The organism is Psychrobacillus sp. FSL K6-2836 (assembly GCF_038003085.1).
Classification (GTDB): domain Bacteria; phylum Bacillota; class Bacilli; order Bacillales_A; family Planococcaceae; genus Psychrobacillus.
This window is the reverse complement of record NZ_JBBOOM010000001.1, coordinates 110,531-125,842: the sequence shown is the minus strand read 5'-3', so window position 1 is coordinate 125,842 and position 15,312 is coordinate 110,531. Positions and strand designations below refer to the sequence as shown.

The following is a 15,312-nucleotide window of genomic DNA, read 5'->3' as shown; positions in this document are numbered from 1 at the left end:
TCAACTATATCAATCCTTTCGAAATGTCAAACTATTAACATTTTTAAGTTTACTTGTTTTGGTTTGAATTATCTACATTTATTTCATTTTCATGAGTCTTCACGACTAAAGGAGGATTATTTTTATGCGACAATCGTTTTATTTGTTTACTTTAAAATTTCGTGGGGGTCAAAAGGAAGACAAAAAGTCAAAATTTGCCAACAGCATGTTTAACCATCACGATTTTCCAAAAGCAGAAACTTCTTTTGATAAAATTTCGTTATATATTGAAGAGCTTGCAGACCCGAATATGCCAGCAGCTGTATTTGATGAAATATGGGAGTATTATATAGAAGATTCAAAGTAGCAAGTTCATTGCAATTGAAGGAAAAAAACGGTATCATTAAGCCGAAACGTATTAGAAATGAGGTTATTTAAATGAGTATTCATATTAGCGCAAAAAAAGGTGAAATTGCAGACACAATCTTACTTCCAGGAGATCCATTGCGTGCAAAGTATATTGCCGAAACATTCTTAGAGGATGCTGTTCAATATAATGAGGTTCGTAATATGTTCGGATATACTGGAACATATAAAGGAAAAAGGATTTCTGTACAAGGTACTGGAATGGGTGTTCCTTCTATATCTATTTATGTTCATGAATTAATGAATGACTATGATGTACAAAAGTTAATCCGAGTTGGAACATGTGGAGCAATCCAAAAAGATGTAAAAGTTCGTGACGTAATTCTTGCTCAAAGTGCATCAACAGACTCTACATTAAATAAAGTGTTATTAGATGATATCAGTTATGCTCCAACTGCTGACTTTGATCTATTATACAAAGCATATAACGCGGGTAAAGAAGCTGGTCTAAACTTAAGAGTAGGAAATGTATTCACAGCTGATTTATTCTACAATGAAAACGCTCAAAATGAGAAGTGGGCTGACTATGGCGTTCTTGCTGTAGAAATGGAATCCGCAGCTTTATATACGCTTGCTGCTAAATTCGGTCGTCAAGCATTGTCTATTTTAACAGTTAGTGATCATATTATCACAGGAGAAGCAACTTCTTCTGAGGAACGTCAAACTACGTTCAATGATATGATTGTTGTTGCTTTAGAAGCGGCAATTCAAGACTAAATTATATTTTTGGCTTTGAATTAGATAACAATCATAAATAGACTGTCATATATATGACAGTCTATTTTTAAAATGAAACGATGACTTAAAGTATTTAATACTACATATAGTATTAAGGGAAGTTTTTTCTGAAAAGGGTGAAGGAATTTGGATGAACAAAAACAAAATAATGAAGAAGAGATAACGGAAATAAAACCAGCATCAAAATATATAAAAATGAAACCATTTGTTTTCCTATTAAGTATTTTTGCCCTAGTTGTAGCGACTGCAGCTGTTACCATGATTGCTTTAACATGGGGTGACGAGAAGGTTGTAAATGTAAATCCAGTTAATCAGAGTGAGCGCTCTGAGTTCTCTAAATTGTATTTGGCATATGATAAATTAGAGGAAGAATACTATAAAGAAGTTGATGAAGAAGCAGTGATTAATGGCGCTATTAACGGAATGATCGATGCGTTAGAGGATCCTTATTCCGATTATATGAACCAAGATGAGGCTTCCCAATTCAATGAGAATATATCTTCTAGTTTTCAAGGTATAGGTGCAGAGATTCAAGAAAGAGATGGTGTTATTAACATCGTGTCTCCTATTAAAAACTCACCTGCTGAAAAAGCTGGATTAATGCCAAATGACAAAATCATAGCAGTAGATGGTAAGGATATTAAAGGATATAGCGCGTCTGAAGCCGTATTACTTATTCGTGGAAATAAAGGGACAGAAGTAACGCTATCTATACAACGCGGTACCAATGCTTCTATGGAAGTAACAATAGTACGTGACGATATACCGATTGAAACGGTTTATGCAGAAATGTTAGATGATCAAGTGGCACATATTATCATATCCAGTTTTTCTACAAATACGTATGAAGAATTGCTAACAGCTATTGACTCAATGGAAAAAGAAGGTATGAAAGCATTAGTACTAGATGTTCGTCAAAATCCTGGAGGTCTGTTAACCTCTGCAATAGATATTTCTAATCTTTTTGTAGATGAAGGGAAAAAACTACTGCAAATTGAAATTCAGAATAATAAAGAGGTTACAGTAGCTACGCCTGGCCCTCGCGTCGATGTACCTGTTACCCTAATAATTGATGAAGGTAGTGCGTCGGCTTCAGAAATTCTAGCAGGTGCTTTAAGTGAATCAGCAAAAATTCCATTGGTAGGCATAAATTCCTTTGGTAAAGGGACTGTTCAAACAGTGAATGATTTACCAGATGGGTCAAATATTAAAATCACAACTGCTAAGTGGTTAACGCCAGATGGAAACTGGATTCATGATACTGGGATTCTTCCAGATCATGTTGTTGAATATCCATCTTATGCTATGTTACCTCCTTTAGATACGACTGTAACATTGAAAACAAACCAATCATCAGATGCGGTTAAAACTGCAGAAGAAATGCTACAAGCAGTAGGATATGATGTAGGTGAAGTGGATGGTAATTTTGATGAACAGTTGAATACTGCCGTGAAGAAGTTCCAATCAGATAACAAACTTGTTGTGTCAGGAGATATTGATGGAGAAACCTCATATCAATTAATGGATAAACTAAGAGCTAAAATCTTAGAAGAGGATCCACAGTTGTTAAAGGCACAAGAAATAGTGACAGATTTGTTAGACAAATAAAGTGTTGAATGGGAGCTGGCCTTTATGGTCAGCTTTTTCAACGATATAAAGGGAGTAAAAAAATATGAAGGATGTCTATTTGCTAAGTGGGTTTTTAGGAAGTGGGAAAACTTCTTTATTATCTCATTTAATTGAACAATTGAAAGCGGAAGGGCTAAAGCCAGCTGTAATTATGAATGAATTAGGGAAATTACCTTTTGATAGTAGAGCAGTGCACGATGATATACCTATAAAGGAAATGTTGGAAGGATGTATTTGCTGCACAGGTGCAGAAAAAATGGAAGCACAACTACAAATGCTATTAGAAGGAGAAGATTTCGATATACTACTAATCGAAACAACAGGTGCTGCTCATCCAGTTGAAGCTATGGATGCAGTGTTATCCCCCTTTTTTGCTAGTAGGTTAAATATGAAGGGTATTATTACAGTCGCAGATTGTAAAAGATGGATAGATAGAGACAAAATGACCCCTCAGACACGCATGCTATTTTTAGAACAGATTAAACATGCCCATTTAATAGTAGCAAATAAGATAGATCTACTTTCTGATGATGAAATAGCTACGGTAACGATGCAAATTCAAGGTTTAAATAGTCATGCTCCTATTATTCAGACATCCAATGCCAAAATACCTTTAAAACTGATCACAAAACTAGAAGCTACTTATCATAGTCAAGAGGTCCACCAAGCGGCATTAGGAAAACAGCTTTCCTTAGCTTCACGTTTGCACACCTTTTCAGAGCCAGTTGATAAGGATGAATTTGAACAATGGGTTAGAGAACTTCCAGACACTATTTATCGTATGAAGGGCTATGTGCCATTAAAAGGTCATAAAAATCCTTATCTGTTTCAATATGCTTACGGGATGGTGCAGTGGCTTCCGGAGTACATTAAAATGCAACCTCAGATTGTTATTATTGGAGATCGAGTAGAATCTATCGTTGTGATTGGAAACACTCCAAATGATTAAAGCTTTTCAATTACTTTATCAAAACCGTCAATCAATCGGTACAATTCAAACGGAAGAAGAGATTAGAGGTATCATTCATTCTGAGTTATTAGATGAATATACTCACCCAAGAGCTAGGTTATCGGTTCAAAAAAAGTATAGTCTGGCAATTGATCGTATTAAAAACAGTAAGCTATCAGACACTCAGCAGAAAATGATGCTTGAACTATATAATGAAGAATATAAAAAACTGTCAACCGAAGAACATATCTAATATTTTAGCAAAGTGGTTAAGTTATCCAAAAACCCTTCGCTAGAATTGCAGATTTTAAAGAATAAAAGATTCAATTGGTTTCATTGGAATATTTTATGTGAAAATTTCATTCTATTTTGTGTTTACAATAGGGGAGCACAAAAGAAGGAGGAAATGAAACATGAATAAAAAACATACGATTATGGCTGGAATTTTAGCTAGTGGATTATTAATCTCTGCCAATACAGCTAGCGCATCTATGAATACTGGGTTTTCACCAACTACTTCCGAGGCAAAGACATCCGTTACTTACAACTGGGACGCTCCAAAAAGCCTTTCCTATAAAGTAAAATGGAATTACGATATGCAGTTATCATTTGCAAAGCTTCTTAATCTTAAGGATCTAACTAAGATTAATATTAATCAAGTAGATAAAAAACCAGTAGTTATAGAAAAAGAAAATGAAAAGCCAACAGAAGAAAAAGCTCCGGTTCCAGAAGTTGAAAAACCAGCGGAACCAGTAAAAAAACCAGAGGTGGTAACTCCAGCTAAACCAGCTGAGGAAAAACCAGTAGTAACAAAACCAGTAGCACCAGTTGAAGAAAATGTAGAAAAAGCACCAGAAGTAAAAGATCCAACACCTGAAGTAAAAGAAGAGGTTAAAGTAACTTCTGAAATCCAACAAGTTGTCGATTTAACTAACAAAGAACGAGCTAAGGCTGGTCTAAAAGCACTTCAGATTGATACAAAACTTACTCAGTCAGCGCAAGCAAAATCTCAAGATATGAAAAACAAAAACTATTTTTCTCACACTAGCCCAACTTATGGATCACCATTTGATCAAATGAAGTCATTTGGTATTACGTATAAATCTGCAGCAGAAAACATCGCAATGGGCCAACGTAGCCCAGCTGAAGTAGTAGATGCATGGATGAAATCTCCAGGGCATAGAGCTAACATTATGAATGGTTCATACACACACATCGGAGTAGGTTTATCTGATAGTGGTTATTATTGGACACAACAATTCATCGGTAAATAATTAAAACAAAAACGACGCAATTTGCGTCGTTTTTTTGTTATTAATAAGATGGAAGGTCAGTAATATCAATGCTTCTTCAGTTTCTTCTGTAAGTAAATAAGTCTAGAGGTAAGAGTGATTGCTCCTATAGACAATCCTACGATCAATCCAATCCAATAACCAAAGCGCTCAAATGAAGTATAGTTGGCTAGAAAATACCCTGTAGGTAAACCAATTATCCAATAGGAGATGATGGCCATGATAAAAGTCATCGTCACATCTTTGTAACCACGCAATGCTCCTTGAACTGGCGCCTGAACTGCATCAGACAATTGGAACAATGCAGCGAAGAAGAAAAATTGAACGGTCAATTCGATTACATAACGATCGTCCGTATATACAGAAGCAATTTGCTCTCTAAATAACAACAAAATAGAAATTGAAAGTAGACTAAAGCAAATTGCGGTTATCACACTCAACCAGCTATAGGTTCGCGCATCTGAGAATCGTTTTGCACCAATTTCATGTCCTACTAATATCGTAGCACCCATTGCAATGCTTAGTGGCACCATATAAAGCAGAGAAGTGAAATTCATGGCAATTTGATGAGCAGAAATTACTTCAGTTGAATATACACTCATTAGTATCGTGACAGCTGAAAATATAGTTGTTTCTGCAAAAAGAGATATTCCTATAGGAACCCCAATTTTCATGAGTGAACGTATTTTCACTAAAGAAGGCTTAGTCCAGCTTTGAAAAATCTTTAAATTTGCAAATGGATTACTCCGAAGAACGATAATAATTGCGATAAGTAATATAAGCCAGTACGTAATTGCAGAAGCTAATCCTGCACCGACCCCGCCTAACTCTGGAAATCCTAGTTTTCCGTATATAAGCAAATAGTTTAAGGCAATATTAATAGGTGCGGATAATAGAGTGATGAGCATCGAAACTCTTGTCTTCCCTAAAGCGTCGATAAAAGAGCGTAAAACACTGTACAAAAATAATGGAATCAGTCCAATACTCAGCATTAACAAATAATTCTTCGCTACGATGCGTACACTATCTTCAAGGGGTATTAAATTTAATACCGGGTCAATAAGCAGGAAAATGCCTAAAAAAACAATAATAGCAAGTACTATTCCAATATAAAATCCCTGTTGTACAAAGGTACGTACATCTTTCTTCTTTTTTGCACCTATTAATTGTGCTACAATTGGCGTAATGCCTATTAGTATACCGGTTAAGGCGGTATATACAGGTACCCATAAAGAAGAACCTATAGATACACCAGCTAAATGCTCAATACTATATTTACTTGTCATTAAAATATCAAAGAAGGTCATTAAATAGAGTGCAATTTGTGTGATTAATATAGGTAAGACGATTTTAATCATATACTTACTTTTTTCTGGTAGAGTTCTCATTTCGTGCATGTTGGCATACATCCTTTAAAGTTTAAAATTAGTTAGGAGATTATTAATGAATAATAACACAATAGTATTAACTGGTGGAGGTACGGCTGGTCATGTTTCTTTAAATGAAGCCATAATACCCGAGTTAATAGAGAAAAAATATAATATCCATTATATTGGATCGTATAATGGAATAGAAAAAACAATTATTGGGGAGAGATTTCCTGAAATACCTTATCATCCGATTTCAAATGGGAAGTTAAGAAGATATTTTTCACTGAAAAACTTTTCCGATCCATTTAAAGTATTGTATGGCACTTTACAGGCATTATCCGTACTGAAAAAAGTGAAACCTTCTATCGTATTTTCAAAAGGAGGTTTTGTATCTGTTCCTGTAGTACTTGCAGCAAAACTTTCGAATATACCAGTTGTGATTCATGAATCCGATTTAACCCCTGGTTTAGCTAACAAAATAGCCTCATCGTTTGCGGAGCATATTTTTACTGTTTTTGAGGAGACAGTAAGACACTTACCCGATAATAAGGCCTCATCTATAGGAGCAATATTGCGCCCAGATCTATTTCATGGTGATGAAAAAATTGCAGAACAATTAACCGGTTTCGATGCTATGAAAGAAACGATTATTATTATGGGTGGTAGTCAAGGTTCAGCCAAAATAAATGATGTCGTCAAACAAAATATCGAACAGCTTACACGCAGATTTCAACTTATTCATCTTTGTGGAAAAGGAAACAAAGATGATTCTTTAGTCGGAAAACCGAATTATATAGCTTTTGAATATGTGACAAATGAATTGCCTCATTTGATGAAAATGTCTGATTATGTAATTAGCCGAGCTGGTTCAAACTCTATTTTCGAGTTTCTAGATTTAAAAAAACCTATGTTGCTTATTCCATTATCCATCCATGCGAGTAGAGGAGATCAAGTATTGAATGCGAAATACTTTGAGAAAAAGGGATTTGCGTGTGTACTCGAAGAGGAAAACCTTACTGCTACTACGTTTATGGATTCTTTAAATCGTATTGTTGATGAACGGGAAGAAATGATCGATCGTATGTTCGAGGCTAACACTTCTAAAACACCAGAGCAATTTGTAGATCTATTATTAACTTACCAAAAATAACAAACTCCCGTCACTATTTGAAGTGACGGGAGTTTTTTTACATTGCCTGTTCCTCTTCGTTTTCTTGTTGCATTAGTACTAAGTGGAACAAATCTTTTGGTATATAATATAGATCAAATACTTCATCTGTAGTATTAATTTCTGCATAGATAGAAGGATGTGATTCATTTGCTTTTAATGCATATCTAAGTTTTTCAGTGGCACGAATACTTTTACCATTGTTTTTGCGGATTCGTAAAAATACCGTATGAATATCTAAATCAAAGAAAAGTTCTTGTAAAAATTGTTCTTTTGCCTTTTTATTGTATCCTAGACCTTGAAATGGACAGCCGATCCAAGTGCCTAAAAAACCTGCCCCGTCCTCAACATCAAACAGATTAATTGTTCCGATTGGTTGCCCAAAATCGCTAACAATTGTTCGAGAAATAACTGTTCCTCTTTCTTCTTCTTCCATTAACTGTTTCGTTATAAACCAATACTCATCTGCCGAACTTGCTTTTTGACGTACAAAAGGCAAAATAGTTGGTTCAGACATTAGTTCATAAAGAGATGTACATTCGAATAAATCTCGTTTTTTTATCAAAAAAAGCGCCCCCTAAAAAGAACCAATAAATGAGCAGAGTCATCCTAGTTCCCCTGAAATTTTTCACTTCATCGTGCATAAAAAATTTCGGGGTAGGAATCGAACCTACTAGGACCAGCTCAAAACTGGTGGCGCACCATTTGCCTTCCCTCGGCAAAGCGAACTTTGCCTTATAAAATTATTTGCATTAATAATATACTTTGTTTTTTCTATTTTGCATAGTAGAAAGTATTTTAAAAATAATTAAATTTTTGTAAAAAATAATTCTAAATATATATGTTAAATACTTGTATGTTTCTTCCTAAATACATATGATTAGATTAGCTTAGTATAGAACTTGACAGGAGTTTTTAAATAGATGTCTCAACTTTTCTTAAACCATAATCAATTCCATTTATTATATGATTTAGCTGATGAATATGTGTTCTTTATGCGTAAAGAAGATTCTTCTTATGTGTATGAGTTTATCAACAAAAAGGCAGAGGAGCTTTTTTCAGAAAATCCTATAGGGAAGACACTGGACGAATGTTTTAGTGAACTGCACAATAGAATCATTATTCAACATTATAATCGAGCATGCTTGCAAAAAAAATCTGTTTCCTACCATGATCATCATTGTGTACAAAGTGAAACAAATATAAATGAAACAACAGTTATACCCATTTATGAAAATGGAATTAGTTATATTTTAGCAACAACTAAAGAAGTTTCTCGGTCACAGAATATGAAAGATTCTACATATGTTATAGAGTCTTACAGTAAAGCCATTAATGAAGTTGCATTAGTTGCGTTGACAAATCAGGATGGAATAATTGAAACAGTAAACGAACTATTTGAAACTACAACGAAATTTAAAAGGGAAGATGTGATAGGTAAAACATTCCATATGATAAATTCTAACTATCATGACGAATCTTTTTTCTCTAATTTGTGGGAAACGATAAGTAATGGACATATTTGGCATGGCCAAATACGTAATCGAACAAAGGTTGGATCCTTTTTTTGGGTGAATGCGACCGTTGTACCCATTAAAAATGATTTAGGGCAAATTGAAAAGTTTTTAACTATACAATTTGATGATACGGAAAAGAAACGTATGATGAATGAACTTCGAAATATAGAACGCTCCTTTAAATTAATCACGGAACACTCAAATGATCTAATAGCTATAACAGATGCAGAAGGTTTCTTACTTTACTCATCGCCAAGTCATGAATCAATATTAAAATATGATAAAGAAGAATTACTTGGTAGTTATTATTTTAATCTGATAACAGATCAAACGGAGACAGTAAGTTTATCTAAGTTAAAGATGTTAGATAAGTTCCGAGTAGAACTTCTTCTACAAACAAAGGATGGAAATTCTATTTGGACGGATACATCAGTAACGACAGTAGAGAACACAGTAGATGATGAGAAGGAAAAATGGTACGTTATTGTATCTCGTGAAATTACAGAGAAAAGAGCTTTAGAAGATCAGCTAAAGTTTATGGCTTATCATGATAGTTTAACTAGTCTGCCAAATCGACGTTCCTTTTATGAAGACTTTCCAGTTTATATCTCAGCTGTAAGCTCAGAGTTTCCGAATGTAGGGTTATTATATATTGATGGCGATAATTTTAAAGCGATTAATGATCAATACGGACATGATGTTGGGGATCAGTTTTTAACTCATTTTGCTGAAAACCTTCAGCACAGTTTACAGTATAAGTATAATATATATCGTATTGGTGGCGATGAATTTGTCATAATCATTGATCAGATTGCAGATTATGTGAATGGTAGAAGCATTACAATTGAAGAAATTGTTCAGACAATCCAGCAAAACCTACGTAAAGGTTGGGCCATAGATGAGTCTTACTTTTCGCCAACTTCGTCGATCGGGATTGCCATGTTCCCAAATGACGGGTCTTCCATAGACGAGCTATTAGATCATGCAGATCAAGCGCTTTACATCGCAAAGAAAAATGGAAAGAACAATTATATATATTCCAATGCCGTTCAGACTTAATGGAACGGCTTTTTCTTTCATTTGACCTAGGATAGGTGAACAAAGGAACTTAAACTTAGAAGGGAATGTAAGAGATGACGCAACATATTTTATTAATAGAAGATGAAGTAAATATTGCGAAATTTGTGGAGCTAGAGTTAAAGCATGAAAATTTTCAAGTCACCGTTTCTCACGATGGACGCGAAGGAGCAGATTTAGCTTTAAATCATACTTATGATCTGATGCTCATCGATGTTATGTTACCAAATCTAAATGGCTTGGAAATATGTCGAAGAGTGCGCAAAAAGAAAAGTACCCCCATTATTCTAATAACTGCAAGGGATGCGATTATAGATCGCGTATCCGGTTTAGAGACAGGGGCAGACGACTATGTGGTGAAACCGTTTGCTATTGAGGAGTTATTAGCAAGAATACGAGCAGTTCTTAGAAGGGTAGAGCCCTCATTAGAAAACGAAAAAAATGAGTTGACTATTCAAGGGCTAACAGTTGAACGGAAAGCTCATCAGGTTTTCTTTGAAGGGAAAGAGATTGAACTAACAAAAACTGAATACGATATGCTCATCTATTTAATGGAAAATTATAATATGGTGCTATCTAGAGATGCTATTTTGGAAAAAGTATGGGGATATGATGTAGAGGTTGAAACAAATGTAGTAGATGTATACATAAGGCATCTCAGAAAAAAACTTCCTCCCGACATTGCAGCCATAATTGAAACCGTTAGAGGCGTAGGGTATGTTATGCGATGATCAAAAAGTGGACTTTACAGCGTAAATGGACATATGCTTCGGCGATTTCCATATTTTTAAGCTTCCTTATGATGTGTATTATATTATATTTTTCTCTTTTTAATTGGCTGCAAATTTCCGAGAAAAAAATTGCTCAAAATACATTAGATGAAGTTACACACTTTTTCAAATCTAACGGTCCCATCATTTCCATTCAAGATATTCAAAAAAATAGAACACTACTCAATCAATTGGTCAATCAAAAGCAATCAGTCCGTGTATTGAATGAAGATGGTATTGAGATTCTCAGAATCAATGATGCTAGCGATTTCCCAAAATCCTTTTCACTTCAAACGGATGAATTTGTTAGAGAACAAATAGATGGAAAAGTAGTTTTCCATAAGGCAGCTGAAATAGACTTTGGCTTGTTTAAAGGATATGTACAAATCTCACACAGTTTAGAAAGTTTTTCTCAGCTCATGAATTATATATTAATAGCCATGGGTATATTCGCACTCATAACACTTGTTCTATCCGCTTTAATAGCCTTTATATTATCCTCGGTTTTACTGAGACCTATTAAAGAACTAAGAGATGAGATGCAGCTTGCAAAACAGACTAAGTTTTCCAAAAAAGTTAGTTTCCAATATGACAATGAAGATGAAATCGGAGAGCTACTAAAAATTTATAAGGAATTGATGGGTGAAGTATCAAAAACAATTACGAGACAAGATGAATTTATTCAAAATGTATCCCATGAATTGCGTACCCCCGTACAAGTAGTCGAAGGGCATTTATCGTTATTGAATCGTTGGGGAAAAGAGGATCGCTCCATATTAGATGAATCACTGGAAATATCCCTCTCGGAAATACAAAAAATGAAGTTATTAATCGAAGAAATGTTAAAGCTTGCAAAAAATGAGCATAATAGTAATCGGGAAGTTACTTCAGTTATAGCTGTCCTTCAACAGTTACAGCAAAGTTATTTACATTTATCACCAGAAGCAACAATAGAAATCCAAGGGGATGAACAAGTAAATGTACTTGTTCCGCCTACTGCTTTAGAGCAAATTCTGCGTAATCTAATAGAAAATGCGATAAAATATAACGATAAACAACCGTATATTAAATTGACAGCGGTAAACAAAGCAGATCAGGTCCAAATTATTGTGGAAGATAATGGAGTTGGTATCCAAGAATCCATATTGCCCAAAATTTTCGAACGCTTTTTTATTGTCGATGAAGCTAGAACTAAAAATAGGGGTGGTTCAGGTTTAGGATTAAGTATAGTTAAAAGCTTGGTAATTGAATATGGAGGTACGATTTCAGTATTTAGTGAAAAAGAAAAATGGACAAAATTTTACATTTTATTCCCTAAATTGACAAGTGAATAATCATTCAGTGTAAAAGCATAAAAAATTAGACAATTTCCCGTTTTTTTTGAAAAAAACCATTGTTTTTTTTTCCTATAGTAGTAAGATTGAGAGGGAAAAATTGTCCTTATATAAGGATAGTTTGAGACTATATAAAAAAGTGGTAAACTATATACATGTAGCTATGTGTATTTTTTTCATGTATAACTGGAACTTTTTTATCCATTAATATGTATTTTTGATAAATGCCTAGAAGGCACAAAATGTTGGAGGTTTTTCTAAATGTCGAACAATCGAACACCTTGGTCAGCTTTTTCTGGTCCGAACCTTGGTTATGTAATGGAGCAGTATGATGTATTTTTACAATCTCCAGACGAAGTGGATCCTGAATTAGTAGAGTTATTTCAGCAATACGGTGCACCTAAGATTCCGGCCTCGGTATCATCTAACAGCTCTGATACACCAGTAGTAGAGCCGAATAATTTTGAAAAAGTGATTCATGCAATTCAGCTTGCAGATGCAATTCGTACTCATGGTCACTTAACTGCTAATATTTATCCATTAAATGATGGACCAAAAGAAGATTCGAAGATGAATCTTGATACTTATAGTTTAACTGAACAAGATTTGAAAGAAGTACCTGTTTCGTACCTAATTAGCAATGCACCTGCAAATATTACGAATGGCTTACAAGCAATTGAACATTTACGCAGTATGTATTCTGATAAAATTGCATTTGAAATTGCTCATATTGTCAACTCAGAAGAACGTACTTGGTTACAAGAAAAGATTGAAAAAGGCGCTGTGAAAGAAAAGCTTTCAACTGAAGACAAAAAACAATTGCTTAAACGTTTAACACAAGTTGAAGGATTTGAGAAATTCATTCATCGTACATTTGTGGGAGCAAAACGCTTTTCAATTGAAGGTCTAGATTCTTTAGTTGTATTAATGGATGAGCTGGTTCGTCAATCAGATAAAACAAAAACAAAACAAGTAAATATTGGTATGGCTCATCGTGGTCGTTTAAATGTATTAACTCATGTTCTAAACAAACCGTATGAAATGATGTTTGCAGAATTTGCACATGTTCCTACTGAATCATTTTTACCAAAAGATGGTTCACTTGAACTTTCAGAGGGTTGGTTTGGGGATGTTAAATATCATAAAGGGGCTAGTTACCGCTCACAATCTGGTTTAACATTAAAACTTGCTTATAATCCTTCACATTTGGAAGTTGTAAGTCCAATTGTTACGGGTCAAACACGTGCTGCGCAAGAAACTACAGATGCAGCTGGTTTCCCAGTTCAGGATAAAAATGCTGCATTTGCTATATTAGTGCATGGTGATGCTGCTTTCCCAGGGCAAGGAGTAGTAACTGAAGTATTAAATTATAGCCGAGTTCGTGGATATCAAACAGGTGGTTCCATCCATATTATTGCAAATAATATGATTGGTTTCACTACCGAACATTATGATTCACGTTCTACCAACTATTCTTCGGATCCAGCAAAAGGGTATGAAGTACCTGTCATTCATGTGAATGCTGATGATCCTGAAGCGGTGATTGGCGTTGCTAAATTCGCACATGAATATCGCCAAAAGTTTGGAAAAGATATCGTTATTGACTTATTAGGCTATCGTCGATATGGTCATAACGAAATGGATGAGCCGTTAGTAACAAATCCAACTATGTATCATTCAATTCATAAACATCCAACCGTTCGTGAATTATATGGCAAGCAGTTAGTTGAAGAAAGTTTAATGGATACATCTGCAGTTAAAACATTAGACGAGTCAGTTTTCGCTGAAATGCAACAGGCCTATGATCGAGTGAAAGAACTTCCTCCATCAACTGTACATGATATCGTAATACCACAAGTAGTATTAGATGGTATGCCGGAAATTCAAACAGGGGTTGAAGAGACTAAACTTGCTAAAATCAATGAAGAGTTATTAACTTGGCCAACTGAGTTTAACGCTTTTAAAAAGTTGGCAAAAATATTGAAGCGTCGTGAAGAACCATTCAAAGGTAAAGGTAAAGTAGATTGGGGCCATGCAGAAACACTAGCATTTGCAACAATTTTACAAGAAGGTAATTCTATCCGTTTATCTGGTCAAGATGCTCAACGTGGGACATTCTCTCATAGACATTTAGTACTTCATGATGAAAAAACCGGAGCCGAATTAACACCGATTCACGGTATTAGTGATGGAAAAGCATCATTCGTAGTGCATAATAGTCCACTTACAGAAGCGGCAATTCTAGGGTATGAATTTGGCTATAATTTAGAAGATAATAACTCTCTAACTATTTGGGAAGCACAATACGGCGACTTCGCTAACATGGCTCAAGTAATGTTTGATAACTTTATCAGTTCTGCACGAGCTAAATGGGGTCTTAAATCCGGCTTAGTGATGTTATTGCCACATGGCGCTGAAGGTCAAGGATCAGAACATTCTAGTGCACGTTTAGAACGTTATTTACAACTTGCTGCTGAAAATAACTGGACTGTTGCCAATCTTTCAAGCGCAGCTAACTATTTCCATATTTTACGCAGACAAGCAAAAATGCTTAAAGAAGATGCTATTCGTCCGTTAATAATTGTTTCACCAAAATCATTATTACGTCATCCTTTAGTTGGAGCAGACGTAGCTGATCTGACTTCAGGGCAATTTGAAACAGTTGTTGAGCAAACAGGTTTAGGTCAACAAGCAGACAAAGTAGAGAAAATTGTCTTTGTTAGTGGTAAACTTGCTATAGACTTGGCGGACAAAGTCAAAGATGGTGCAGGTTTCGATTATGTGCACATTGTGCGTGTTGAACAACTATATCCATTCCCACAAGATAAGATTGAAGAAATTGTGACACGTTTCCCAAATGTGAAACAACTTGTATGGGCACAAGAAGAACCGCAAAATATGGGTTCATGGAACTTTGCTCTACCGTATCTATTGGAAATAGCAAAAGATCAAGAAATTACTTATGTAGGTCGTGTGCATAGAGCAAGTCCTGCAGAGGGTGATGGAGATACTTATAAAGTAGAACAAGCACGTATTATTGAAGAAGCTTTAAAAAGCTTATAA

13 protein-coding genes are annotated in these 15,312 nt (G+C 35.0%); 11 read left to right on the top strand and 2 right to left on the bottom strand.

The genetic code is table 11. The features are described 5' to 3' along the window. Window positions 1-124 precede the first annotated feature (124 nt). The 6 genes from MKY37_RS00650 to MKY37_RS00625 all read left to right on the top strand — a co-directional run bounded on the left by MKY37_RS00650 (window position 125) and on the right by MKY37_RS00625 (window position 4,995). Entirely contained in the window at window positions 125-346 is a 222-nt protein-coding gene (locus MKY37_RS00650; protein ID WP_340772674.1) for a YozE family protein, read from the top strand. Window positions 347-417: 71 nt separating this feature from the next. After that, window positions 418-1,122 carry a purine-nucleoside phosphorylase gene (deoD, locus tag MKY37_RS00645; RefSeq protein ID WP_340772671.1) on the top strand — a complete coding sequence of 235 codons (705 nt, stop codon included), beginning with the start codon at window positions 418-420 and terminating at the stop codon, window positions 1,120-1,122. Between the two features lie 147 nt (window positions 1,123-1,269). Beyond that, a complete protein-coding gene (locus tag MKY37_RS00640; protein WP_340772668.1) occupies window positions 1,270-2,751 on the top strand; it encodes a lmo1851 family serine protease in 1,482 nt (493 codons plus the stop codon). Between the two features lie 64 nt (window positions 2,752-2,815). Continuing rightward, window positions 2,816-3,721: a CobW family GTP-binding protein gene (locus MKY37_RS00635; RefSeq protein ID WP_340772667.1), complete on the top strand. Its 906-nt coding sequence runs from the start codon at window positions 2,816-2,818 to the stop codon at window positions 3,719-3,721. Then, window positions 3,699-3,974, top strand: coding sequence for a hypothetical protein (locus MKY37_RS00630; protein ID WP_340772664.1), 276 nt, complete (start codon window positions 3,699-3,701; stop codon window positions 3,972-3,974). Before MKY37_RS00635 ends, MKY37_RS00630 begins: the two co-directional genes overlap by 23 nt. Window positions 3,975-4,134: 160 nt before the next feature. Beyond that, window positions 4,135-4,995, top strand: coding sequence for a CAP domain-containing protein (locus tag MKY37_RS00625; RefSeq protein ID WP_340772662.1), 861 nt, complete (start codon window positions 4,135-4,137; stop codon window positions 4,993-4,995). Between the two features lie 65 nt (window positions 4,996-5,060). Here the strand turns inward: MKY37_RS00625 and MKY37_RS00620 are convergent, their stop codons facing one another. Beyond that, window positions 5,061-6,410: an MATE family efflux transporter gene (locus tag MKY37_RS00620; RefSeq protein WP_340772660.1), complete on the bottom strand. Its 1,350-nt coding sequence runs from the start codon at window positions 6,408-6,410 to the stop codon at window positions 5,061-5,063. 46 nt (window positions 6,411-6,456) lie between these two features. Between MKY37_RS00620 and MKY37_RS00615 the strand changes: the two genes are divergently transcribed. After that, window positions 6,457-7,533, top strand: a complete 1,077-nt coding sequence (locus tag MKY37_RS00615; protein WP_340772658.1) for an undecaprenyldiphospho-muramoylpentapeptide beta-N-acetylglucosaminyltransferase — start codon at window positions 6,457-6,459, stop codon at window positions 7,531-7,533. Between the two features lie 37 nt (window positions 7,534-7,570). Here the strand turns inward: MKY37_RS00615 and MKY37_RS00610 are convergent, their stop codons facing one another. Next, entirely contained in the window at window positions 7,571-8,116 is a 546-nt protein-coding gene (locus MKY37_RS00610) for a GNAT family N-acetyltransferase (protein WP_340772656.1), read from the bottom strand. 358 nt (window positions 8,117-8,474) lie between these two features. On the opposite strand from MKY37_RS00610, the gene MKY37_RS00605 reads away from it, so the two are divergent. The 4 genes from MKY37_RS00605 to MKY37_RS00590 all read left to right on the top strand — a co-directional run bounded on the left by MKY37_RS00605 (window position 8,475) and on the right by MKY37_RS00590 (window position 15,312). Continuing rightward, window positions 8,475-10,127 carry a sensor domain-containing protein gene (locus tag MKY37_RS00605; protein ID WP_340772654.1) on the top strand — a complete coding sequence of 551 codons (1,653 nt, stop codon included), beginning with the start codon at window positions 8,475-8,477 and terminating at the stop codon, window positions 10,125-10,127. Window positions 10,128-10,201: 74 nt separating this feature from the next. Then, window positions 10,202-10,876, top strand: a complete 675-nt coding sequence (locus MKY37_RS00600) for a response regulator transcription factor (protein ID WP_340772653.1) — start codon at window positions 10,202-10,204, stop codon at window positions 10,874-10,876. Further along, window positions 10,873-12,249, top strand: a complete 1,377-nt coding sequence (locus MKY37_RS00595; RefSeq protein ID WP_340772651.1) for a HAMP domain-containing sensor histidine kinase — start codon at window positions 10,873-10,875, stop codon at window positions 12,247-12,249. The genes MKY37_RS00600 and MKY37_RS00595 overlap by 4 nt, the downstream gene beginning before the upstream one ends. 261 nt (window positions 12,250-12,510) lie before the next feature. Beyond that, window positions 12,511-15,312, top strand: coding sequence for a 2-oxoglutarate dehydrogenase E1 component (locus tag MKY37_RS00590; protein ID WP_340772649.1), 2,802 nt, complete (start codon window positions 12,511-12,513; stop codon window positions 15,310-15,312).

Coding starts and splice junctions, on each gene's coding strand:
- MKY37_RS00650 (WP_340772674.1), top strand. CDS start 125: ATGCGACAATCGTTTTATTTGTTTACTTTAAAATTTCGTGGGGGTCAA.
- deoD (WP_340772671.1), top strand. CDS start 418: ATGAGTATTCATATTAGCGCAAAAAAAGGTGAAATTGCAGACACAATC.
- MKY37_RS00635 (WP_340772667.1), top strand. CDS start 2,816: ATGAAGGATGTCTATTTGCTAAGTGGGTTTTTAGGAAGTGGGAAAACT.
- MKY37_RS00625 (WP_340772662.1), top strand. CDS start 4,135: ATGAATAAAAAACATACGATTATGGCTGGAATTTTAGCTAGTGGATTA.
- MKY37_RS00620 (WP_340772660.1), bottom strand. CDS start 6,410: ATGCACGAAATGAGAACTCTACCAGAAAAAAGTAAGTATATGATTAAA.
- MKY37_RS00615 (WP_340772658.1), top strand. CDS start 6,457: ATGAATAATAACACAATAGTATTAACTGGTGGAGGTACGGCTGGTCAT.
- MKY37_RS00605 (WP_340772654.1), top strand. CDS start 8,475: ATGTCTCAACTTTTCTTAAACCATAATCAATTCCATTTATTATATGAT.
- MKY37_RS00600 (WP_340772653.1), top strand. CDS start 10,202: ATGACGCAACATATTTTATTAATAGAAGATGAAGTAAATATTGCGAAA.
- MKY37_RS00595 (WP_340772651.1), top strand. CDS start 10,873: ATGATCAAAAAGTGGACTTTACAGCGTAAATGGACATATGCTTCGGCG.
- MKY37_RS00590 (WP_340772649.1), top strand. CDS start 12,511: ATGTCGAACAATCGAACACCTTGGTCAGCTTTTTCTGGTCCGAACCTT.